The organism is Methyloceanibacter caenitepidi, assembly GCF_000828475.1.
GTDB classification, from domain to species: domain Bacteria; phylum Pseudomonadota; class Alphaproteobacteria; order Rhizobiales; family Methyloligellaceae; genus Methyloceanibacter; species Methyloceanibacter caenitepidi.
Genome location: NZ_AP014648.1, coordinates 2,545,313 through 2,565,901, shown reverse-complemented (window position 1 = coordinate 2,565,901; position 20,589 = coordinate 2,545,313). Strand labels below are relative to the sequence as shown.

The following is a 20,589-nucleotide window of genomic DNA, read 5'->3' as shown; positions in this document are numbered from 1 at the left end:
GTTACCGATGGGAGCGACTACGCAGAGGTGAAGCAGTTTAGATCACCGCCGGGCGATCACGTGTCTGTGAGGGTGTCCCCGGATTCGCCTTCCTCGTCAGCAGCGTCTTTCTCGAACAATCGCGCAGCGGGTGCGGCGGTCAGCCCATGCAGAACGCAGCTGAGCAGCACAGCAATTGCGGCGATGGCCAGGATCTCGTCGCGCATCTTCAGGAGGTCGAAGGCATCGAGCACCAACAGCGCAAAGAGCGCTGTCGCCAGGCCCCTCGGGCCGAACCAGCCGTAGAACAGCTTCTCCTTCGTGCCGATGCCGGCGCCGACAAGCGAGAGCCAGATCGCGGCCGGGCGCAATACGAACAGGCTTGCCAACACAAGAGCCACCATGGGCCATGTCGCGTGTGGCAGCCCTTCCGGCAGCAGCACGGCGCCGATCACGAAGAAGGACAGCACGGTCAAGATCTGCCCCTCGGTCTCGATAAACTCGAAGACGAAACGGCTTCGGCCGCGCAGTACCTCGCCAAAAGCCAGGCCCGCCGCGAAAGCAGCAAGGAATCCGTTTCCGTGACCGGCCTGGGCTGCGAGATAAGCCAGTCCCGCGAGTGCCAGGACGGCGATCCCGCCAAAGCCGTCCGACGTCAGCCCCCGGTCCTGGGCGATGCGCAAGAGCCATCCGCCGCCATAGCCGATGGCGCCGCCAATAAGCGCGCCAAGTCCGACCTGCTCGCCGACGAAGACCCACCAAGGCACCTGAACCTGATCGTGGACGCCGCCCACGGCAAAACACCCGAAGAACAGGATGAAGGGCAGGGCGAAGCCGTCGTTCAACCCGCTTTCAGCCGAGAGCGATCGGCCGATCCGCTCAGGTACGCGCGGGTCCGTGATGATCGGCTGGCTGAGCGCCGCGTCGGTCGGAGCCAGGATCGCCGCGACCAGCGCCAGTTCCCACAGTGGCCACGCCGGCAGCAGTCCGGCAGCAAAGCCGAAGCCGAAGAGAATTGCGAACGGTAGTCCGAGGATGAGCATGCGCGCCGGGATGGATGCGCCTTTCCACAGGAGCCGCGGATCGATCGCGGCAGCGTCTGCAAACAGCAGCACGATGAGGCTGATCTCGGCGAGAACGTAGAGACCTTCCGCTCCGTGGCCGAGCTCGATCAGGCCGAGAGTGTGGAAACCCCAGCCGGCGAACAGAAACAACATGGGGCCGGTGAGGATGCTGTCGGCCAAACGCTTGCCGCAGAGCGCGTAGGCAAACACCAGTGCAGCGACCGCCAAGAGACCCCATTCAGTTGTCATGGACGTGCTATCCCAGAATTAAGCGCCCGCTGCACAGCGTCATGAAGGGGGGCCTTGGGTCCTCCTCCTAGTTTCGCCGGCACGATTCTCCGTCGACATCGATCGTGACGGCAAGTTGATCGTTCCGATCGTAGAACACTTGCCGCACGATACCGCCTGCATCCAGCAATTCCTTGCCGCGTTCGGTGCCGCGGCAAGTGTTCTCGATGGCGGAGCGCTCCATCTCGTCCTTCGACGCCACGATCTCCTCTTTCGGCAAGTTCTTTCGAAAGGTCGAGACAAGCACGCGGCCCTCATTCGACACGGTAAGCCACATCGTCTCGTCGTCCACGGACATGGGAAGGTGTTTTCCCATTTCAGGCGCCACGTGGGCCCAGGTCTCTTCGATGGAAAACGCGTTTGGTTCTGTCGCGTCGTCCGAACGGCCGCTTTCAGCTCCGATCGCTCCGGCACTCGCCGCCGACGCTACACCAACCGACAAAGCGATCGCCGCTATCCTCGTCCACTTCATGACGCACCTCCCAGCGCAACTGCTTCTCGCAGCGGTCTCGTCGCCGCCGTTCGACCATCCAAGCGCCGAATGGAAGTTTGGCAACGCACTAATCCGTGAGCGGAACGGGGGGCTTGCTGGAAGCGCCGCGGATTGGTTCGGAGGCCATCGCGGAGCGGCAAAAAAAAAGAGAGCCCCGGCGCGGGGGCACCGGGGCAAATGGAGGCACCGAATTGGGGATGCGTCAGGGGGGCGAGACGAAACCCAGTCGGTTGCCGAGTTTACGTGGGCTCGAAGCCCTCGGATCACTCGTCGCTCGAAAAAAAATCAGAGCCCCTGGCCAGGGAGGGAAGACCGGGGGCTCTGCGCGCGAGCGGATCGCTTAGCGCTGGAAATTCGTCTGGTAGGGGTTCGGGAAGCCTTCCGCCAGAACAGGCGCGCTGGTGGCTGCGAGAAGCGTAAGTGCGAGCATGATCGCCTTCATGATGTATCTCCTTCGTGGGTGACCCGCTGCGGAATTGCTGCCGGGCTCGTCATGGTCAAAAGGTAGATACGGGCTCGACGCGTTACCAATCACGCTCAGTCAGAACGAAGTGCGCAGAACCTCGCGCGCGTTCACGCGGCCGTGTCGGTCACTTTATCGAGTCGTTGTGCCAGCGTGTGGGGCACAAGGTTCAGATGGTCGCGAAAAACACGGTGGCCAAACCCACCGCGCCGGCCCATGCGGCGACCAGAACGACGCTGGTCGCAAGTAGTTTGAAGGAACTCATGTCGCCACCTCGTGCTGCTGCCTTGGCCCGCCTTCGAAGGGGGTGAGCGTGGAGCGCCCTGACGCTCCGCGCCCGATTGCCAAGGAGAGGCTTACGCTCGCCAGTTCAGGGCCTGACCTCACGCAGACTGCGCGCGGCGGCTTGAACCCGTCCTGAACCGGACGTGCAGGTGACGTTCATAATTGGAGAAGTACGACGAGCTGCGACACAGGCCGCGGCGCCGCGGAAGGCGCACGGCAAAGCAAAGGCGCGCCGAAGCGCGCCTTCACCTTGGTAATCCAGCTGCTTGAAAGCTGTCCGGCGCAGACATGCGCCGGCGTCGCCTACCAGTAATAGGCGCGGCGCGCGCGGCGGCGCCAGCGGCGCTTATACGGGCGCGGGCCATAATAGCGGGGACGGTAATAGGGGCGCCGGACATAGCGATAGGGCCGATAGTAGCGGGGGCCGATTCCGACGCCGACCCTGACGCCGGGCGCTCTGACATAAACACCCGCGTTGGCTTGGGTCGGGGCAAACGACACGACGCCCATCACCAACCCGCAAGCCATGCCGCAGGCCATCATGAATTTTGTCACGGTGTACTCCTTTGACTTGAACCTCGGACTTGAGGAGCAACCTCGCAGACAAATGCGGCAGCTGCCAGGCGGTAGCGGCCCGAGGCTTAACAAATAGGTGTACGGCAAAAAAGAGCCCGGCTTGCAGCGGGGGTGCAAACCGGGCTTGGAGAGCGGCGTCGGGGAGGGGGCGGACGCCATCGGGGGAGAGGGAGAGAGTTCTTCGCCTAATGGCGCTTGCCACGCAGCAATGGGCCGATCGGGGTATCGTCGCCGTAGCGCTGCTCCAGGTAGAGGTCCAGCTTCTTCAAGCCACGGCGGGCTTCGTGCACGAGGACTTGCTCAAGTGAAGGCGGCGCGTACTCGGAGCAGACGGGGTCTTCTCCGCAGTCTCCGGCATTGGCGGCGCCTGTGAACAGAAGCGGCACGGCGAGGGCGGCGAACGCGGCGGTCTTGGTGAAAACGGTCATCGGGAATCTCCTCATCGAAAGGGTCAGTGATCGGGGTCGCTGTCATGTGTTCGTCGATGAGAGGAAGGTAGTTCGTGGCGCAGTCCGGCTCGATAGGGTGGATCCCCTATATGGCGAGAGCGCTGCGCGGCCTGCCGCTTTGGAGCGCCTTCGCCGCCTGTGTCACAGGGATGAGGCTGCGCTCTCTCTGCGCGAGGGTTGGCACAAGGTCGGCATGGAAACAGCAAGCCTGAACACGACCGGGTCGCGCGATCGTTATTCAATGCCGAAAAGGTTTGCTGCTACAGTCTTGGGATGCATCAAGGGGACGAAATAGCGCCGTCCGAAGGGCGCCACCGGTCCAAGTCCGAGGGCGAACTGGTCTACCGCCAGTCGCTGTGGACCCGGGCGACCCATTGGACCTGGGTCATCTGTCTGTTTTTTCTGTTGTTCTCCGGCCTGCAGATCTTCAACGCCCGGCCCGACCTTTATATCGGTCAGCAGAGCGGGTTCGCCTTCGATAATTCCATCCTGTCCATGAGTGCAGTCAGGACACCCGACGGGCCGCGCGGCGTCACCACGATTTTTGGCCGTGAGTTCGACACCACGGGCGTATTCGGCGTGAGCGGCACGGCCGAGAAGCCACAGATCCGCGGCTTCCCTGCCGCGCTGACGATACCATCCTACCGCGATCTGGCCACGGGCCGCGTCATCCACTTCTTCTTCGCGTGGCTTCTGGTCGCGACACTCTTCGTCTGGTTCGTCGCCAGCCTTGTGAACGGCCATCTACGCCGCGACATCACGCCGACAGGAGGCGATCTCGCCCGTCTTCCGCAAGACATCGCCGACCACGCGCGCTTTCGCTTTCATCACACCGGGCAGTACAACGTGCTGCAGAAACTAAGCTACGGCATCGTTTTCTTCGTGCTGTTCCCCGTCATCGTTCTCACGGGCCTTACGATGAGCCCCGGCATGGACGCGGCCTGGCCCTGGCTGCTCGATATCTTTGGCGGGCGTCAAACCGCGCGCACCATCCACTTCATTGCGATGACGCTGCTCGTCCTGTTCTTCCTCGTTCACATCGCGATGGTTATTGCCGCGGGCCCGATCAACGAACTGCGATCCATGGTGACGGGCTGGTATCGCACGGACCCAGAGTCGAAGGACGACCCCACACAATGACGAAATCTATACTCACGCGTCGGCAACTGATCCGCTTCGGAGCGCTCGGCGCCTCGTCCTTGGCCCTGGGTGGGTGCGAGCAGTTCGACCTTCTTGGAATTCGGAACAGCAACGTTCGCAACTTTGTCGAAAAGGCCAACGACCTAACCTATTACGTCCAGCGTTTCTTGATTGGCGATGCGCTGGCGCGCGAATATCCGGAAAGCGAAATTCGCCAGCCTCAGAGGCCAAACGGATCGACCAATCCGCAGACGCCGGAGTACTTGGCGCTCAAGGCCGCCGATTTCTCCGGTTACCGGCTGTCCGTCTCCGGCCTCGTGGAAACGCCGAAATCCTATTCGCTGTCGGAACTCCGGAATATGCCTTCGCGCACGCAGATTACGCGGCACGACTGCGTGGAGGGCTGGAGTTGCATTGCCAAGTGGACGGGCACGCCTCTGTCGGTCGTGTTGGACGAGGTGAAGCTGAAGCCTGCCGCGCGCTACCTCGTATTCCATTGCTACGACACGATGGGAAGCGGACGGGGCGGACCGGCCCATTATTATGAGAGCTGCGATCTCGCAGACGCCTGGCATCCTCAGACCATCCTCGCCTATGGCTTGAACGATCAGGTGCTGCCCGTGTCCAACGGGGCGCCGATCCGCGTCAGGATCGAGCGGCAACTCGGCTACAAGCAGCCTAAATACCTTCGCGCCATCGAGGCGGTGAGCAGCTTTGCAGACATCGGCCGTGGCAAGGGCGGCTATTGGGAAGACCGCGGCTACGAGTGGTACGCCGGTATCTGACGCCTCGGACTGTGAAAGCGCCGGATGACGCGAGCCCGGCCTCCCTGTCTTCCTGGCAGAGCTGCTCTCGGACGGGTTCCCGCAGCGTGCCGATATGGGGACGACATGCCGGAGGCTGCCAAGCGTCCACGCCAGCATTTGCGGAACTTATGGCTCGATTTCAGTAGTCGAATGGTGGGCGGTACTGGACTTGAAGTAGTACCTCGACCCGTTTCACCAGGTATGCACCAGTGTCCCCCCGTAACCATAAGCCATTGAGGCGGTTTCCTTAATCCTGTTCATCCGGTAACGTCCAGTAACCTGGGGCAACAACGGAGCACACGCGTCCGTGGACCCCGGGTGGACCCGGAGGAGGAAGATGGCAGACAAGAAGGTCCTTACTGATCGCGCGATCAACGCGCTGAAGCCCGCACCAACGGGCAAGCGCGTCACCGTGCACGACGCCCTGGTCCCCGGGCTCGTGGTCCGCGTGACGGACAGGGGCCACAAGGCGTTCTACCTGAGCGCACGCCTGCCCCCGAACAACCAGGGCGGCCGCAGGCTCATCGGGGAGTACGGCAAGGTCGGGCTCGACGAGGCGCGGGACACCGCGCGCCGCTGGCACGAGCTCATACGCAAGGGCGTGGATCCGAAGGACGAGCAGCGCAGGGTCAAGGACGCCGCCCGTCGCGAGCAGGCCAGCCGCTTCTCCCTCGTTGCAGAGCGCTTCCTAGAGCGCACGTCGAACCAGCGCAGGGCCAAGGACGTGCGCCGCATCGTGGAGGGCGTGCTGTTGCCGGAGTGGGGCGACATGATGCTGGCCGACATCACGCGCGCCGACGTCGTCGGCATCGTCAGCGACATCGCTCCCCGTGCACCGGCCCAGGCCCGCGCGGTATTCGGCGTCGCGCGGGCTCTGTTCAACTGGGCAATCGAGGTCTACGAGCTGGACGCGTCCCCGTGCGACCGCGTCAACCTGGAGCGCCTCATCGGGAAGCGCCGGAAGCGCGACCGCGTCCTGAACGACGACGAGCTCAAGGCGTTCTGGGCAGCGACCGAAGAGATGGGATACCCGTACGGCACGATGTTCCGCCTGCTCCTGCTGACCGGCGCACGCAAGAATGAAATCCTGCAGGCGCGCTGGAGCGAGATTGATACGGGCAAGGCGCTCCTCGTCATCCCACCGGAGCGCTTCAAGTCAGACCGCACGCACCTCATCCCCTTGAGCAGGCACGCGCTGTCGCTGCTTGAAGGCGTCCCGCGCACCGACGCCGGTGTGTACGTCTTCTCGACGACGCTGGGCGCGAGGCCCGTTTCGAAGATCGCGGAGGCCAAGGCGCGACTGGACGGGATCATGCGCAAGGCGCTCCCCGACATCCCCCACTGGGTCACGCATGACCTGCGCCGGACGCTGCGCACGCGGCTGGCCTCCCTGCGGGTGCCGGGGAACATCGCTGAGCTGGTGCTGGGGCACGGCAAGCGCGGTCTTGAGCAGACGTACGACCAGCACGAATATCTCGATGAGATGCGCGAGGCGCTGGAGGCATGGGCGGGACGGCTGCGGGACATCGTGGAGCCGCCCCCGGACAACGTGTTGAGCCTCACAGGGCGTAACGCCGGGTAACGCGCGGCCACCTCATGGGCCGCACTACCACCGGCGATTGCGCTGGTCCCGCTATTCCGCTAGTGTCCTCCTCAGCCAGCGATCCGTGGAGACACTCCCACGAGAAGCGGTCGGACGTCTGACCCGGGGCCTTAGTGCCTAGAGCGTCCGTGTACGGCGAAGGGGTTGCCAGTGCAAACCATGCACCAGGTGACCCTTTTTTTGCGCCTGGTGCTCCCTGCAAGAGGAGCAACCCCATGAGGGTCCTTTCCATAGAAGAATTGGGTCAGAAGGGCATCCGCTTTTCGCGAACCCACATCTACCGCCTGATCCGCAAGAACGAGTTCCCCCGGCCCATCCGGCTGGGCGAGCAGCGCGTCGCATTCGTCGAGGACGAGATCGACGCGTGGCTCCGGTCCAAGATCGAGGAGCGGGACAGCCCCGCCGAGAAGAAGGAAATCGCACGCCGCACGTCCCAGGCGACGAAGATGGTCCGGAAGGGCAATGCGTCCCGCAAGTCGCGGAGGGCTGCGTGATGTCGAACCTGTATATCTACGAGTGCTCCCCGATAGACGACTGGTCGGCGTGGAAGCCGCTGAACGAGTGGATGAAAGACAGTCTGGCCGATGGCAGATTGACCGACGAAAAAATCGACACCCTCCATCTCAGACTTGGTGCCGCCCGCAAGGCCCTGCTCCATCGCGGCTGGGACGGGGACACAGACATTGGCCCCTACGTCTCTGCGCTCCCATGGTCGTACGATGACTACGTGATCGCATGGAAGCAGTCCGACGACGGGACGACCTTCCTCGCATCGCCGTGGTCACTCCATCCGCTCATCGCGAAGTTCATCGTAAGCATCGATGATGCCGACGCCAGTCTTCGCTTGGACAGTTTTTATTATGAGGATCAGCGCGGCCCGGAGCCGTTCATACCCGGGGACTGCCACAAGTACGCTGGCGCCGGGGAGTGGGCGTGCCACTGCCATCTTGGCGTCCGGTATGAAACATCCTGTCTCGGCAAGAACGACACAACCCCCGAGAAACACGGCGGCTTCCTGGAGATCGGCTTCGAGAACAAGGGCGGCACGATCATCCGGGCAACTATCAACGGCGAAGAGAAGTGCGACGTTGAGAATATCTCCATCCGGTTCTGTGGCGACGACGAGGTCAGGGGGAGCGTGTCCGCGCTCCGGTTCCTGTACGAGAATACCAGACACATGATCGGGGAATAGCGATGAAACAGATAAAGGTAGAAGGCGCGCTCCCAGGCGAGCGCATCGAGTTTGGTAGGTTCGCTGGTCCCGGATCCGTGCCCGAGATCGTGCGTATGCGGAAGATCAATTACGCGGAGCCGGTCTACTACGTGACGCTCGTCGGCATCGACACCGAGATCCTCGTCCCGAGCTTCGGGTGCCTGAACAGCTACACGCGTTTCACGAACCTCGTCGGGAAGAAGCATGATCACGTCTATTATGACAAGTGCCCCGACTGGCGGGAGAAGCTCGCGCACGCGATGGAGACGATGACTATCGAGCAACCCCCGGGGGACGGAGACAAGAACAAGTGAAGAAGAATGACAACGAGGCCTCGCAGGACGACGAGGCCCTGAGATGGGCATTGAGGCTTGCCTCGATGCGCTATCGGGTGGTGCCGGTCCATACGATCAGGGAGGACGGAACGTGCTCGTGCGGGCTACCGAACGACGCGGACAAGCACAAGCCGGGCAAGCATCCCATACTGAAAGGCTGGGAGAAGAAGGCGTCGTTTGACGCCGACACCATCAGGGCATGGTGGAAGGAGCTGGGCCCGTGTAACTGGGGCGTGATGTGCGAGGAGATCTTCGCGTTCGACAAGGACGGACCGCAGGCCGACGAGGTCATCCGCGAACTCGAGGAGCGGTACGGGACGCTCGCCCCTACGTGGATGACCGTGAGCGGCAGAGGAGGACATATCCTCTACCGCCAGCCAAGCAAGCGCCTGGACTTCGTGGAGACACACCGGGACATGCAGATCATATCCGGGACGCGCTACATCCTGGTGCCCGGATCCCGGCACGTCAGCGGGCGGCGCTACGAATGGGTGAAGGGACACAGCCCGGACGACATCGAGATCGCCCCTTGCCCCGAGTTCCTCCGCAACGGCTGGCCTGGCGCTGCCTCGAACAAGGACCAGTCGACCAGCGGCAACGACTGGGCCGCGTTGTGGGACGCCCCTTTGAACGAGGGCGGCAGGAACAACACGGCCACGTCACTCACCGGGCACCTCCTCGGCCACGGCCTCGGATCCGAAGAGGCCAAGCGCATCGTCGGCGCGTGGAACGAACGCGTGTGCTCCCCACCGCTGTCTGCTTCCGAGGTCAACGGCGTCGTGGACAGCATCTGGCAACGGCAGCGTGAGAAGAACGAGGCCAGCGACACGCCGACGCCTGAATGGCCGACCCTCGACGATGCCGCCTATTACGGATTGATCGGCAGCATCGTCAGGACGGTCGAACCTCATTCCGAGGCCGACCCTGCGGCGCTCCTTTTCCAGCTGATGATCGGCGTAGGGAGCATCATCGGACGCAAGGTCTACTACCTGGTCGAGGCAGACCGGCATCACGCGAACGAGTTCATCGCCATCGTCGGTAATACGGCCAAGGCTCGAAAGGGCCTGTCGTACAATCGCGTGAAGGCCGTCCTGTCGTACGTGGACGACCAGTGGACAAGGAATTGCGAGCTGTCCGGGCTGTCGTCCGGGGAGGGACTGATCCACGCGATCAGGGACGCGGTCAAGGGCACCAACAAGGACGGAGAGGAGGTCACGACCGACCCAGGCGTCGAGGACAAGCGCCTCCTGGTCATGGAGGCCGAGTTCGCCAGCATCCTGTCCGTCATGGAACGCCAAGGCTCCATCGTCAGTCAGAACATGCGCAAGGCCTGGGACAGCCAACCCTTGCGCAACATGAACAAGAACAGCCCGTATAGGGTCGAGGAGCCGCACGTCTCCATGATCGCACACATCACCGTGGACGAGCTGCGCAGCCGGTTGAACAAGACCGAGACCGCGAACGGCTTCGCCAATCGCGTGATGCTCGTCCTCGCAAGGAGGAGCAAGCTCCTCCCACTCGGCGGCAGTCTCGAAGAACGCGACGTCGAGTATCTGGGACGCCAACTCCTCGATGTCATTGAAAAGGTCACGCAGTCGGGACGCGATGCCGACACGCCCGTACGCGTCGGGCTCTCGCCCGAGGCCGAGAAGATGTGGTGCGGCATGTATGAAGAACTCAGCGAGGGACGCCCGGGCCTGCTGGGCTTCCTGGTCGCGAGGTCTGAGGCGCACGTCATCCGGCTGGCGCTCATATACGCGGTGGCAGACGGCGTCACGACGATTGGCGAGGAGCACCTGAAGGCGGCACTGGCTCTGTGGGATTACTGCGAGCAGAGCACGCGCTACCTGTTCGGGGACAGGCTCGGGGATCCGGTGGCCGACGACATCTTGACGGCGCTGAGGAGACACCCGGACGGCCTGACCAGATCCCAGATCTCCAATCTCTTCGGACGGAACAAGCGCAAGGAAGAAGTGGCCGAGGCGTTGAAGCAGCTCGTGGCCCACGGCCTTGCGCGGAGCAGCGAGGCTGAGACCCAGGGGAGGACGGCTGAGCTGTGGCGGCACGTGCGGCCCGGGGAGTAGGACCCTCGTTCCTCATGGAAACCCCCGACACGGCCAGGGAGGACGTACCGGGGGTTTCTTGTACCCAGGAAGGCAGCCAGCGATCGTGGGAGCCTTCGTTGTGACGGGAGATGCGGACCTCGGCAACCCCGGTAAGTGTGTCCAGGAGGTCACAGACCTTATCGCGTATTTCGCGTGATCGCGTATAGCGTATAGGGGTAAAAAAGAAGGGGTAAAACGAGAACAAACCCCTTTCGAGGAGATAAGCTCCCTTTGTGTACGCGTCACGCGGTTACGCGATAAACGCGAAAAGGGTCTCCACCCCCTACAACGCTCCCCCTGGTCCCCAGCGCCACAGTGCTGCCGCACCGCCGGGATCCGGACGCGTCGCTCAGCTGGAGTGACGCGCACAGATGGCTCAGAACCGGCCGGAACGTCCTCCAGCGCTGCAGGACAGCCCAAAAGGGCAAAACGCGCTGTACGGGCGTTTATACGCGTCAGGCGCAAAGGGGCCATATCCCCAGCCAGCCGCCTCTCGAAAGCCCCTTCCCGGAACCCGCGCTTTCCTGCCGTGGCCGCTGCGCACCATGGATCCGGCCCCAGAGCGAGGGACACTGCGTTCATAACAGTGCTCCTCCGCAGCATTTACAACGGGTTGCGGGTCCTCCACCCCTTGCGGGGGCAACCTCCGGGCCACGGAGCGCCCCTTTCCGCTGTGCTCCGGGCCGCATCACGTTCCGCAAATCAGGGGCTGGTCGGGCTGGCCCATTTGCCGTTATCCGCGAAACAGGGAGGGGGAGCGAGGTGACGAGACTTGGCACGACCACAACTGAAACCGAACAAGTACGGCAAGCGTCCTGCGACCGTGCGCTCCAAGCTGACCAACGGCACGGCGCTCCACGCTGAGCAGGTCGGCGATAACAAGGCCAGCAGGCGCTTCAAGGATCTGGTGGAGGCGTTCGGCACTGAGCTTGGTGGCTGGGCGTCCCTGAGCGAGGTGCAACGGTCGCTCGTCCGCCGCCTTGCAACCATCACGATCCAACTCGAAAAGCTGGAGCTACAGGCAGCACGGGGCGAGGACATCAACGCCGAAGAGTATGCGCGCATCGCAGGACATCAGCGTCGCCTCTTCAACGATCTCAATCTCATTCAGGACAAGGCAGCGCCTGCGGAGCCCGCAGCGGCCGCGCCGGAGCCACAGCCCACGTACGACGCCGGGAAGCTGCACGAGCTACCGGACGATGAACTCCTTACACTGATGAACAAGATGCGCCGTGAGAATGCGCAGATGCCGCTGACGAGCATCTTTGAGTGGCCGCGAGACCAGGACATTCCCCGGTGGAAGTCACCCGTGGACTTCAAGCGCAAGTTCCCCGCGCCTCCTCCGCCAACGCCGGAGCCTGAGCCCGTGCCGGAGCACGAGCAGGAAGTCCCCGAGGACATGATGAAAGCAGTGCTGGAGATCTTGGGATGATAACCGCCAACGCCAGACGCATCGCCGGACTGCTCGACGCCTTGGCCCAGGGCGACGAGCGCCGTCTCCGTCTGGAAGGCGGACAGTTGAAGGGCCGCGTCTCCAAGGCCGACCGTCAGGCAGGCGTAGAGCACTGGCTCAAGACGAGGGGCGACCGCTATCCGCTCCTGGCCAAGGCGCTGCGCGAGGCGCTCGCGTTCAAGGCGCTCCGTGCCGCGTCCGAGCCGGATCCGGCGTCCATCAAAACTCGATCCTCGTTCCGTGACCTGCAGCGCCACATGAACCGGCTCCGTTTCGAAGGGATACCGCTATGAGACCGAAGCTAAGGCTCCAGCAGCCGAGACAACTCCCGGAGTTCCACATCGCGGGGCAGAGTTCAGACCGCCACTTCTGGACGGTCTGGTTCCCGGCCACAGAACAGTCCGTATACGTCTCTGATCCGGTGCTCCGCGATCAGCAGAGGTTCCGCCGCCACGTCATGTGGGACACGGATCCGGCAGTCTTCATCTGTGTCGTCTCCGACACGGTCTGGGACGACGCGGTGAAGGAGGCCATCCAAGAGTTTGAAGCAAGAGTGAAGGAGAGAAAATCAGATGTTGCGTAATAAGGAAGACGACGTCGTGAAGGACGGGGAGCGCGTCCGCGTCCCCCTCATGATGGTGGACAGCCACGTGCGTCCGCCGTCCCCGATCGTGACCGGGAACCCACACCGCCCGCACCAGGCCGCGCCTGTGGCAACCAACGACGCCAGGACAGACGCGCTCGCTGCCCGCGACGCCCGTCTGGCCACGGCATGGAAGGGGGCGTAGCCATGCAACTTCCCCCGTCCAACGCCGAGCGGAAGCTCCGCGAGCTCACCCAGAGCGCCAACGACGCCGACGCCCTGATGGCGTCCACGCAAGGGACGCTCAACGCCCTGAACACCCGTCTGCATGATCCGCAGACACCGCCCGAGGAGCGCGTGGAACTTGAACGCGAGATCAACGAGGTCACGATCAAGCGGGACCGGCGCGCGCGGCGCAGGAACAATGACCGCCAGATGGTGCTCCAGTGCCAACGGTTCCTGAACACCATCCCGCGCGGCAGCGAGCTTCGGGACATCCCGATCCTCGATGCCAAGTACAACGACGTCTCCGACCTGAAGGAAGGCATCGAGGAGATGCGCGTGAAGATCAAGGCGCTCAAGAATGAGCGCCGGAAGATCAACGCCGCTCCGCTGCCGCTCGCGGATCTGAAGGAGCAGGCGCGCCAGTACGTTGACGGGCTCGCAGAGGAAGGCCGTCCCACGATGATGGGCGTCCATCCTGTGTTCCCGGTCTTGCGCGCCGAATACAAGAACGATCAGCAAACTGAGCAGTTTCTTCGGACGCAAGCCTGGCTTGATAAGGAGCGTCTGCTCGGTGCGCTGGTCCGTGAGCTGGAGGCCACGGCAACCGACGGCCCCGATGCGATGTCAGAGGCCGACAAGAGTGCGCGCCTTGCAGAGCTGGAGCCCGAGCTGTTCGGGCTGGAGCGGGACGAGGAGGCGTTTGTCTGCGAGGCGCTGGAGCGCGGTCTCGACGTCGAGCGCCGCGTGCACGCCGATCCTCGGGCAGTGATGTCCGTGGAAGTCGTGTCCCGCAAGCGGAAGGCTGCCTGACGCCCTCGGCGCTGCTGGCAGTGGCAGCGCCGGGGCCGCTGGCGTGACTGTTAGCATCCGGGTCGGCCAGTGCCTGCGGAGGGCCTTCTTCCCCTCGCGGCAGGCGACTTCAATAGGCCCCTGGCGCCGTTGGACTTGTCCGGCGACGGGGCCCTGCTGGGGCTTCCCCCTTCTCACTCTCTGGGAGCCCCAGACCCCACGGACGGTGCGCATCGAGCCGTCCTAGGGATCCGGACCGCGTCTACGTGGGGCTCTAGTCGCGGGCCCTCCTCTCCGGACGCGGTCTGGGCAAGCCCCCGGGACCTTCTTTTCCCTCGTTAGAGGTCCCGGGGGCACTCCTACGCATCCCATCGATGGTTTATCGATGATACCGGCAGCTTTCGGCGGTCGGTCCGGCTCCTAGCCGTCAAGGTCTTCCTTGTGCGGATCATTCCGCGCAACAGCACAGGAGTTCTTCAAATGCGTACAGACATACCTACTCTTGGTCAGATGCTTCAGCCAATGGATCAGCCCGAACGCGCTAGCGCGGTCACAGCGGTCCGGCACGATGAAAAGACCGACACCTACTACGTCCGGATTACCAAGGGCTATGAAGATGGGCTCCATTGGTACGACGAGGACGAGATGGAAGCTGCGTAGCGCTCAGCAACAGCACAGGAGGACGTTATGAAATACCTTGTCATGAAATCACTGGACGACTGGGAGGACGTGTTGGACGCCCAGTTCCTGGAGATGGAGCATCTGACGATGGAGGAGGTCATAGACATGATCTGCTCCGAGGGCAGGTTCCCCAAGACGTCACGCGGCACGGAAACGCTGCAATGAGCGCGTCTGATATCTGCGAACTCCAGCGCAGGGCGTCCAGGAGCACTTGGGCGGGCCGCATTGGCCGCGCCCTCAGCCTTCTGATCGCGAAGGACTACCCGCTCAGGCCCCCCGTCCCGCAGCGCAGGCGATCAGACCTGCGCCCCCTACGCGGGGCCGTTGGCATCCGCTCCCACATCGAAACCCCGAAAGGAAGCTTTCCGCTATGAGTAAGACAAAGAAGCGTACAGTCCGTGCCGGAACCGTCCGTGCAAAGATTATCAATATCGCTGACGGCAAGAAGACCCTGGATCAGGTTGCCAAGTCAGTGAAGAGCACGCGCGCCAACCTGCGCACGACGCTGTCGTGCATGAAGCGGGACTTAGGCATCAAGTATGAGCTGAAGGACGGGGAGTTGCTCGTGATGAGCGTTCCGCGCAACGTCCAAGTCGGCGATGCTGCTTAGGCGCGTGTCGCGCAGCGCCCCGGGCTCCACGGCCCGGGGCTTTTTTTGAGCAGCCCTCGACCTTCATCTTATGTGGTCGAGGTTTCGTAGGAGCGACAGTGGACTGACGGACGGCCAGTCGCGTTAGGCATGTTTCTCGCGGCGCTAGACGTGGTCTCGATATTGTGAGCTAATAGACATCAAGCGGAATTGCCACGGGACCGCTATATTAAGAGACCCGAGGCCGGTAATGCCTTCATGATCTCGTCCGTGGACAAGCGAGGTCGCCAAGCGCAACAGAGCGCGGGCGGCCTTTTTTGTTGTCCGCGCTCCTCAATCCAAAAGAGGAACGACGATTATGTCTAACCAAACTGAAACCAAACAAGTGGCTGCTCGGTCTTTCGGCCGTATCAATAAGTCGGCCGCGCCACACTATTGTCTTGAGCTGTCTGAGCTACCCGAGACATTCGAGGGTAAGAGGATGTTTGTCATTCCTCTGCTCGTTGGAGGCGTCATCGTGATGACCACGACGCCCCCCGATGGAGTGCTCCCGCCAGAGGTCCGGATCCGGGATTATGCCGTTCGGATCCAACTCGGGATCGACCTGGGCCTCGACATGTTCAGCGGCCAGACAACGTTTGACACGGAACTCCCGGTCACAGTGCAGTGGTCGCCTACTCCTGGCGGAGGACTGGTCGCGATCGTGGATGCCTCGCGGCTGATCCTGCTGTCGTGACGATGCACGCTCCTAGTCAGGCCGACGCGTAAGAAGAAAGGACCCGCTGCCGCACTCCCCCCCCGTGGCAGCGGGTTCATCCTGCATCTGGGCATACGCAAATGTAGTCCGCGAACTCCTTGAGCATGTATGTGGAGTTCGAGCACATGGGCTCGATGCGGTTAGGAGAGCTTCACGAACCGCGCATCGTCGTGGCGCTCCACGACACCATGTGCATGTTCAGGTCGGATCCCATAGGGGAAACTGAACCATGAGTGAGACCAACCCTGGTTCACATGCGTATGGACTAGAAGACGGCGTACCGTCATGGCGCTCCACGAAACCACGTGGCTGATATAGATCGCTCTGCGCATGGTGTGCGCTAACACCATGTGCCCGAGAACGTTCCATGGGACAGTCGCCAAGCAGCGGTATTGCGTGCTGGCCTTCAGCGTTGGCTACGCGCTTGTCCCCCACGTCCACGAACCGCCGGTGCCGGGTGTATGACCGGTGCAACATCCGCTCATGGACGGATCACAGCGCCGACGAACATGTTCGAGGGGGCGGGCGCTCCTGCCCCCTGGGCTGACGCCCAGCGCGCCATCAGAACCGCCCAGAACGCCTGCGCGAGCTATGGAGGAGCCCTCAGCCAGAACGTCGCTGTGTGGGCTCCTGTGCGCCCCCTAAGTTTCGGCGGACTAATTCGCCTATTTATGTGGGTATAACCGTCCACAGCCCGTGTGCCAGCTTGTCCGTTCCTAGCAATAGCGAGCGAGTACAAGATGATGACGGACTATCTGAAAAGGGCCCTCGAGCCTGATCCTGAAACGGACGAGCGGCTCATCAACAGCGGTCAGCTGTGCCGGCTGATCGGCTGCGACTACACCACCCTCCTTTCTCTGATGAAGCGCGATCCTAGCTTCCCGATCCCTACCAGGGGTGTGGCGGATAACAGTCTCACGTGGCGTCTGGGGGCCGTGCGCGCGTATCTGCGCAAGACGTCATAGGACGCCCACACGCTTCCGATCCGGGCCCGCTCCTGCTATCCCAGGGGCGGGCCCTTTTCGTGGACCCGGTGTGGCCCCGATCGAGAAACCTGTCGCTAAGTCCTTGTAAACACTGGTGGGCGGTACTGGACTTGAACCAGTGACCCCTGCGATGTGAACACAGTGCTCTACCAGCTGAGCTAACCGCCCGTACGGGGCGCGGCTGATGTCGCTCGCGCCCGGGTCCGTCCGCGGCCTCGCCTCAAGGGATGAGGGGCCGCGACGGCAAGCGCGCATTTAGCGAACGGCCCTTCGCGAAGTCAAGCAGCCCGTCCCGCGAAACCGCGCAGATTTCCGGAAAAATCTATTGGGCCGTGGCTTCCTCAGCCGGGGCCGGGGCAGGTACGGACTTCAGCATGCCCTTGACCTTGGCCATGGTGGTCTTGGCCTTGCCGTAATCCCCGTCGGTGCAGGCCGCGTCCGCCTCGTCGAGAAGCATGTTCACCTCTTCAACGTCGCCTTCGTCGAGCACCTTCGCGTTGACCGTCTGATCAACGAGGGTTTCGGTTTCGGCAAGCTGGTTGACACAATCTTCCCCTGCATCCTGGGCGAAAGCGGTTCCGCTCATCATCAATACGATGCAAGCGCTCATCACAATACGTCCGCGCATTCCAGTTCTCCTTGGAGCCGTAAGCTCAGTTCCCGTACCTAGCGCGCAATTGTGGCTGTTGGTTGCAGCCCGTGGGGCGATTGGGGGCCATTTTCCAGCGCGTCAACCCGGCCGCTATTAGGAACGGGTCGGGTCGTGGTCTGTCAAGCGTTTGAGCAGGATTTCGGCTTGGTATTCCAGGGTCTCGAAGCTGTCGATGACGGCGCTAGGGCGGGGGCCTTCCGGCGACGGCGGGGAATAGCCGAATGTGACCAAGATCGACGGAATTCCGGCTCGTTGGGCTGCCTCGATGTCGACGGCGCTGTCGCCCACCATCACGGCACGGGCCGGATCGCCCGCACTGGCGGCAACGGCGCCCAGGAGGTGACCCGGATGCGGCTTGCACGTCTCGAACGTGTCGCGGCCCGCGATCGCCCCGAAATGACGGTCGAGCTCCAGCGCTTCCAGGAGGAGATTGGCGAGGCGCGCCCGCTTGTTGGTGCAGACGGCGAGGCGCGCGCCGCGGGCCGCGAGGCGCTCCAGCAGCGCCACGGCACCAGGGAAGGGGCGGCTCTCCGTGGCGATATTGGCCTCGTAGTAGATGAGGAAGTCCTTGAAAATCGCTTCCGTGCCGGATTCGATCCCCAGCGCCTCGTAAATCATGGCCGCTGCGCCGCGTCCCACCGCCTCGCGGACGAGCGCCGGCTCCACGGTCCGGTGTCCATGCAGTTGCAGGGCATGATTGAGGGCATTCGTAAGGTCCGGCGCGGTGTCGACCAGCGTGCCGTCGAGATCGAAAACAATTGTCGCACCCTCGAACATGCGCCTCTCTCACACGTGACTTGCCGTTGCGCAAGCGGCGGCGTAGAGAGCGGACCATGCAACTCAAGACACCGATCCTTATCAAGGACCAATGCCTGATCGGCGGTGCCTGGACAGGCACGCCGGTGGACGACATCACCAATCCGGCGACCGGCGCCGTCGTCGGCCGCGTTCCCGATCTCGGCGCGCATGAGACCCGCGTGGCTATTGAGGCCGCGGATCGCGCCTTTCGGGCTTGGAGCGGCTTGCTGGCAGGTGAGCGGGCGAAAGTCCTGCGCCGTTGGTACGAACTCCAGCAGCAGCACGCGGAAGACCTCGCCCGTCTCATGACCGCCGAGCAGGGCAAGCCCCTCGCCGAGGCGCGCGCCGAGATCGATTACGGGTCTTCTTTCACGGAGTTCTACGCCGAGGAGGCACGGCGCGTGCTAGGGGAGATCATCCCGACGCCCAAGCACAGCGGTCGCGTCCTTGTCATGAAGCAGCCGGTCGGCGTCGTCGGGGCCATCACCCCGTGGAATTTCCCGTTTGCGATGATCACGCGCAAGATCTCGCCGGCCCTCGCCGCGGGCTGCACCGTCGTCGTGAAGCCGGCGCCAGAGACGCCGCTCACCGCGTTGGCGCTGGCGGAGCTGGCCTGCCAGGCCGGATTCCCGCCGGGCGTTCTCAATGTCATCACCGGCAACGCCGAGGCGATCGGTGGCGAACTGACCTCCAACCGGCTCGTGCGGATGATCACCTTCACCGGATCCACCGAGGTTGGGAAGCTGCTGATGCGCCAGTCGGCCGACACGGTGAAGAAACTCTCCTTGGAACTCGGCGGCAATGCCCCGTTTATCGTATTCGACGACGCCGGGCTCGATGCGGCCGTCGCCGGTGCCATCGCCTCGAAGTTCCGGAATTCCGGGCAGACCTGCGTCAGCGCCAACCGTATTCTGGTTCAGAGCGGTATCTACGATCGCTTCGCCGAACGGCTCACGGAGGCTGTTTCCGACCTGAGGGTGGGCGACGGCACCGAACAGGGCGTGACGCAAGGCCCGCTCATCAACGAGGCCGGGCTCGACAAGGTCGAGTTGCATGTGCGGGACGCGGTCGCGAAAGGCGCCAAGGTTCTGACAGGCGGCGTCCGGCACGAGCTTGGGCGAACGTTCTTCACACCTACCGTGTTGACCGACGTGACGCCGGATATGCGGATCGCCAACGAAGAGACCTTCGGGCCCGTCGCGGCGCTCTTCCGCTTCCGCGATGAGGAGGAGGCGGTCGCGCTGGCGAACGATACGCCGTTCGGTCTTGCGGCCTATTTCTTCACGGAGAATATTTCGCGCGCCTGGCGGGTGGCCGAGGCGCTCGAATATGGCATGATCGGCGTCAACGAAGGGATGATCTCTTCGGCATTGGCCCCGTTCGGCGGCGTGAAGGAGTCGGGTCAGGGGCGCGAAGGCTCCCACCACGGCATCGAAGAATTCCTGGAGCTGAAATACGTCATGATGGGGGGCCTCGATAACGGGAGTCCCCGATAGCGAGAGACCTCACGAGGGGGAGTCTTCTCAAGGGGAGACTGGGCGGCTGATGTCGGAAAGCGCACGGACGATCGAAGGGTACAAGGCCGCCGCGGCGAGGGCGGCGATCGACTTGGTACAACCCGGCATGCGGCTTGGGCTCGGCACGGGCTCTACGGCGGCACCTTTTGTCGAAGAGGTCGGCGCGCGCGTGCGCGACGGGCTCAACGTCATCTGCGTGCCGACATCGGAGGCGACGCGCAACCATGCCGAGGCCTTGGGCATACCGCTGACGACGCTGGATGAGACACCGCATCTCGATCTGACCGTGGACGGCGCCGACGAGATCGACGACCAGCTTCGATTGATCAAAGGCGGCGGCGGCGCCTTGTTGCGGGAGAAGATTGTCGCAACGGCATCCGAGCGCATGGTTGTCATCGCCGACGACCGGAAGCTGTCACGAACGCTCGGGTCCCATCCGCTGCCCATCGAAGTGGTGCGCTTCGGTCTGAAGGCCACCGTGCAGCTGATCCAGGCTCTTTCGGCGGAAGCCGGGTGCGAGGGCGAGATTCGGCTGCGGCCCGGTGAGGGCGGCCGCCCGTTCGTCACCGATCAGGGTAATCTGATCGTAGACTGCGCATTTCCCAAGATTGCCGAGCCCGAGGTTCTTGCTTTCGCCCTGACGCGCGTGCCCGGCGTGGTCGAGCACGGCCTTTTTCTCGGACTTTGCGATATGGCAATTGTCGCGGGCGCGAATGGCATACAAGTCTTGAAGCATCCGAGCGCATAAGGTCACAAGCGC

Annotated in this window: 25 protein-coding genes and 1 tRNA gene; 19 read left to right on the top strand and 7 right to left on the bottom strand. The window is 63.1% G+C overall.

Features of this window, described 5'->3' with window-relative positions; genetic code table 11:
- Positions 1-56 precede the first annotated feature (56 nt).
- The 4 genes from GL4_RS12145 to GL4_RS12130 form a co-directional block, all read right to left on the bottom strand.
- Positions 57-1,292 carry a cation:proton antiporter domain-containing protein gene (locus tag GL4_RS12145; protein ID WP_045367935.1) on the bottom strand — a complete coding sequence of 412 codons (1,236 nt, stop codon included), beginning with the start codon at positions 1,290-1,292 and terminating at the stop codon, positions 57-59.
- Positions 1,293-1,359: 67 nt separating this feature from the next.
- Positions 1,360-1,803, bottom strand: a complete 444-nt coding sequence (locus tag GL4_RS17550) for a hypothetical protein (protein WP_156137574.1) — start codon at positions 1,801-1,803, stop codon at positions 1,360-1,362.
- A 1,072-nt stretch (positions 1,804-2,875) separates the two neighbouring features.
- Complete coding sequence (locus GL4_RS12135) at positions 2,876-3,127, bottom strand: hypothetical protein (RefSeq protein ID WP_156137572.1); 252 nt, start codon at positions 3,125-3,127, stop codon at positions 2,876-2,878.
- Positions 3,128-3,333: 206 nt separating this feature from the next.
- A complete protein-coding gene (locus tag GL4_RS12130; RefSeq protein WP_045367926.1) occupies positions 3,334-3,576 on the bottom strand; it encodes a hypothetical protein in 243 nt (80 codons plus the stop codon).
- Positions 3,577-3,870: 294 nt separating this feature from the next.
- On the opposite strand from GL4_RS12130, the gene GL4_RS12125 reads away from it, so the two are divergent.
- From GL4_RS12125 to GL4_RS12050, 17 genes are all read left to right on the top strand, one after another.
- The gene (locus GL4_RS12125) at positions 3,871-4,737 is read left to right on the top strand and encodes a cytochrome b/b6 domain-containing protein (protein WP_045367923.1); all 867 of its coding nucleotides are present in this window, start codon (positions 3,871-3,873) and stop codon (positions 4,735-4,737) included.
- Positions 4,734-5,522, top strand: coding sequence for a molybdopterin-binding protein (locus GL4_RS12120; RefSeq protein ID WP_045367921.1), 789 nt, complete (start codon positions 4,734-4,736; stop codon positions 5,520-5,522). Before GL4_RS12125 ends, GL4_RS12120 begins: the two co-directional genes overlap by 4 nt.
- Positions 5,523-5,880: 358 nt before the next feature.
- Positions 5,881-7,125 carry a tyrosine-type recombinase/integrase gene (locus tag GL4_RS12115; RefSeq protein ID WP_045367919.1) on the top strand — a complete coding sequence of 415 codons (1,245 nt, stop codon included), beginning with the start codon at positions 5,881-5,883 and terminating at the stop codon, positions 7,123-7,125.
- Between the two features lie 236 nt (positions 7,126-7,361).
- Positions 7,362-7,640 carry a helix-turn-helix transcriptional regulator gene (locus GL4_RS16840; RefSeq protein ID WP_052464452.1) on the top strand — a complete coding sequence of 93 codons (279 nt, stop codon included), beginning with the start codon at positions 7,362-7,364 and terminating at the stop codon, positions 7,638-7,640.
- Positions 7,640-8,338 carry a hypothetical protein gene (locus GL4_RS12100; RefSeq protein WP_052464449.1) on the top strand — a complete coding sequence of 233 codons (699 nt, stop codon included), beginning with the start codon at positions 7,640-7,642 and terminating at the stop codon, positions 8,336-8,338. Before GL4_RS16840 ends, GL4_RS12100 begins: the two co-directional genes overlap by 1 nt.
- A gap of 2 nt (positions 8,339-8,340) precedes the next feature.
- Positions 8,341-8,673, top strand: a complete 333-nt coding sequence (locus GL4_RS12095) for a hypothetical protein (RefSeq protein WP_045367915.1) — start codon at positions 8,341-8,343, stop codon at positions 8,671-8,673.
- Positions 8,670-10,778 (top strand): bifunctional DNA primase/polymerase, encoded by a 2,109-nt coding sequence (locus tag GL4_RS16835; RefSeq protein WP_052464447.1) that lies wholly within the window; start codon positions 8,670-8,672, stop codon positions 10,776-10,778. Before GL4_RS12095 ends, GL4_RS16835 begins: the two co-directional genes overlap by 4 nt.
- 793 nt (positions 10,779-11,571) lie before the next feature.
- Positions 11,572-12,231, top strand: coding sequence for a hypothetical protein (locus GL4_RS16830; RefSeq protein ID WP_052464445.1), 660 nt, complete (start codon positions 11,572-11,574; stop codon positions 12,229-12,231).
- A complete protein-coding gene (locus GL4_RS12080) occupies positions 12,228-12,545 on the top strand; it encodes an hAT transposon family protein (protein ID WP_045367913.1) in 318 nt (105 codons plus the stop codon). The genes GL4_RS16830 and GL4_RS12080 overlap by 4 nt, the downstream gene beginning before the upstream one ends.
- Positions 12,542-12,835, top strand: a complete 294-nt coding sequence (locus GL4_RS12075) for a hypothetical protein (RefSeq protein ID WP_045367910.1) — start codon at positions 12,542-12,544, stop codon at positions 12,833-12,835. Before GL4_RS12080 ends, GL4_RS12075 begins: the two co-directional genes overlap by 4 nt.
- Positions 12,825-13,040, top strand: a complete 216-nt coding sequence (locus GL4_RS12070; protein WP_045367907.1) for a hypothetical protein — start codon at positions 12,825-12,827, stop codon at positions 13,038-13,040. Before GL4_RS12075 ends, GL4_RS12070 begins: the two co-directional genes overlap by 11 nt.
- Before the next feature lie 2 nt (positions 13,041-13,042).
- Positions 13,043-13,870 carry a hypothetical protein gene (locus tag GL4_RS12065; RefSeq protein ID WP_045367905.1) on the top strand — a complete coding sequence of 276 codons (828 nt, stop codon included), beginning with the start codon at positions 13,043-13,045 and terminating at the stop codon, positions 13,868-13,870.
- Between the two features lie 459 nt (positions 13,871-14,329).
- On the top strand, positions 14,330-14,509 hold the full coding sequence (locus GL4_RS17545; RefSeq protein ID WP_156137571.1) for a hypothetical protein: 180 nt from the start codon (positions 14,330-14,332) through the stop codon (positions 14,507-14,509).
- A gap of 27 nt (positions 14,510-14,536) precedes the next feature.
- The gene (locus tag GL4_RS17540; RefSeq protein WP_156137569.1) at positions 14,537-14,695 is read left to right on the top strand and encodes a hypothetical protein; all 159 of its coding nucleotides are present in this window, start codon (positions 14,537-14,539) and stop codon (positions 14,693-14,695) included.
- Between the two features lie 205 nt (positions 14,696-14,900).
- Positions 14,901-15,140: a hypothetical protein gene (locus tag GL4_RS12060; RefSeq protein ID WP_045367903.1), complete on the top strand. Its 240-nt coding sequence runs from the start codon at positions 14,901-14,903 to the stop codon at positions 15,138-15,140.
- A 460-nt stretch (positions 15,141-15,600) separates the two neighbouring features.
- Positions 15,601-15,855, top strand: coding sequence for a hypothetical protein (locus tag GL4_RS12055; RefSeq protein ID WP_156137567.1), 255 nt, complete (start codon positions 15,601-15,603; stop codon positions 15,853-15,855).
- A 761-nt stretch (positions 15,856-16,616) separates the two neighbouring features.
- Positions 16,617-16,841: a hypothetical protein gene (locus tag GL4_RS12050; RefSeq protein WP_156137565.1), complete on the top strand. Its 225-nt coding sequence runs from the start codon at positions 16,617-16,619 to the stop codon at positions 16,839-16,841.
- Positions 16,842-16,954: 113 nt separating this feature from the next.
- On the opposite strand, the gene GL4_RS12045 is transcribed toward GL4_RS12050, so the two are convergent.
- The 3 genes from GL4_RS12045 to GL4_RS12035 all read right to left on the bottom strand — a co-directional run bounded on the left by GL4_RS12045 (position 16,955) and on the right by GL4_RS12035 (position 18,291).
- Positions 16,955-17,030: transfer RNA gene (locus tag GL4_RS12045), tRNA-Val, on the bottom strand.
- 154 nt (positions 17,031-17,184) lie between these two features.
- On the bottom strand, positions 17,185-17,490 hold the full coding sequence (locus tag GL4_RS12040; protein WP_156137563.1) for a hypothetical protein: 306 nt from the start codon (positions 17,488-17,490) through the stop codon (positions 17,185-17,187).
- Between the two features lie 117 nt (positions 17,491-17,607).
- Entirely contained in the window at positions 17,608-18,291 is a 684-nt protein-coding gene (locus tag GL4_RS12035; protein WP_045367894.1) for an HAD-IA family hydrolase, read from the bottom strand.
- Positions 18,292-18,347: 56 nt separating this feature from the next.
- On the opposite strand from GL4_RS12035, the gene GL4_RS12030 reads away from it, so the two are divergent.
- Entirely contained in the window at positions 18,348-19,808 is a 1,461-nt protein-coding gene (locus GL4_RS12030) for an NAD-dependent succinate-semialdehyde dehydrogenase (protein WP_045367891.1), read from the top strand.
- Positions 19,809-19,857: 49 nt separating this feature from the next.
- Positions 19,858-20,577 carry a ribose-5-phosphate isomerase RpiA gene (gene rpiA / locus GL4_RS12025; protein WP_045367888.1) on the top strand — a complete coding sequence of 240 codons (720 nt, stop codon included), beginning with the start codon at positions 19,858-19,860 and terminating at the stop codon, positions 20,575-20,577.
- Positions 20,578-20,589 lie beyond the last annotated feature (12 nt).

Bases quoted from the DNA above. Each gene is read 5' to 3' on its own strand.
- GL4_RS12145 (WP_045367935.1), bottom strand. From the start codon at position 1,292: ATGACAACTGAATGGGGTCTCTTGGCGGTCGCTGCACTGGTGTTTGCC.
- GL4_RS17550 (WP_156137574.1), bottom strand. From the start codon at position 1,803: ATGAAGTGGACGAGGATAGCGGCGATCGCTTTGTCGGTTGGTGTAGCG.
- GL4_RS12130 (WP_045367926.1), bottom strand. From the start codon at position 3,576: ATGACCGTTTTCACCAAGACCGCCGCGTTCGCCGCCCTCGCCGTGCCG.
- GL4_RS12125 (WP_045367923.1), top strand. From the start codon at position 3,871: ATGCATCAAGGGGACGAAATAGCGCCGTCCGAAGGGCGCCACCGGTCC.
- GL4_RS12120 (WP_045367921.1), top strand. From the start codon at position 4,734: ATGACGAAATCTATACTCACGCGTCGGCAACTGATCCGCTTCGGAGCG.
- GL4_RS12115 (WP_045367919.1), top strand. From the start codon at position 5,881: ATGGCAGACAAGAAGGTCCTTACTGATCGCGCGATCAACGCGCTGAAG.
- GL4_RS16840 (WP_052464452.1), top strand. From the start codon at position 7,362: ATGAGGGTCCTTTCCATAGAAGAATTGGGTCAGAAGGGCATCCGCTTT.
- GL4_RS12100 (WP_052464449.1), top strand. From the start codon at position 7,640: ATGTCGAACCTGTATATCTACGAGTGCTCCCCGATAGACGACTGGTCG.
- GL4_RS12095 (WP_045367915.1), top strand. From the start codon at position 8,341: ATGAAACAGATAAAGGTAGAAGGCGCGCTCCCAGGCGAGCGCATCGAG.
- GL4_RS12080 (WP_045367913.1), top strand. From the start codon at position 12,228: ATGATAACCGCCAACGCCAGACGCATCGCCGGACTGCTCGACGCCTTG.
- GL4_RS12075 (WP_045367910.1), top strand. From the start codon at position 12,542: ATGAGACCGAAGCTAAGGCTCCAGCAGCCGAGACAACTCCCGGAGTTC.
- GL4_RS12070 (WP_045367907.1), top strand. From the start codon at position 12,825: ATGTTGCGTAATAAGGAAGACGACGTCGTGAAGGACGGGGAGCGCGTC.
- GL4_RS12065 (WP_045367905.1), top strand. From the start codon at position 13,043: ATGCAACTTCCCCCGTCCAACGCCGAGCGGAAGCTCCGCGAGCTCACC.
- GL4_RS17545 (WP_156137571.1), top strand. From the start codon at position 14,330: ATGCGTACAGACATACCTACTCTTGGTCAGATGCTTCAGCCAATGGAT.
- GL4_RS17540 (WP_156137569.1), top strand. From the start codon at position 14,537: ATGAAATACCTTGTCATGAAATCACTGGACGACTGGGAGGACGTGTTG.
- GL4_RS12060 (WP_045367903.1), top strand. From the start codon at position 14,901: ATGAGTAAGACAAAGAAGCGTACAGTCCGTGCCGGAACCGTCCGTGCA.
- GL4_RS12055 (WP_156137567.1), top strand. From the start codon at position 15,601: ATGTTTGTCATTCCTCTGCTCGTTGGAGGCGTCATCGTGATGACCACG.
- GL4_RS12050 (WP_156137565.1), top strand. From the start codon at position 16,617: ATGATGACGGACTATCTGAAAAGGGCCCTCGAGCCTGATCCTGAAACG.
- GL4_RS12040 (WP_156137563.1), bottom strand. From the start codon at position 17,490: ATGCGCGGACGTATTGTGATGAGCGCTTGCATCGTATTGATGATGAGC.
- GL4_RS12035 (WP_045367894.1), bottom strand. From the start codon at position 18,291: ATGTTCGAGGGTGCGACAATTGTTTTCGATCTCGACGGCACGCTGGTC.
- GL4_RS12030 (WP_045367891.1), top strand. From the start codon at position 18,348: ATGCAACTCAAGACACCGATCCTTATCAAGGACCAATGCCTGATCGGC.
- rpiA (WP_045367888.1), top strand. From the start codon at position 19,858: ATGTCGGAAAGCGCACGGACGATCGAAGGGTACAAGGCCGCCGCGGCG.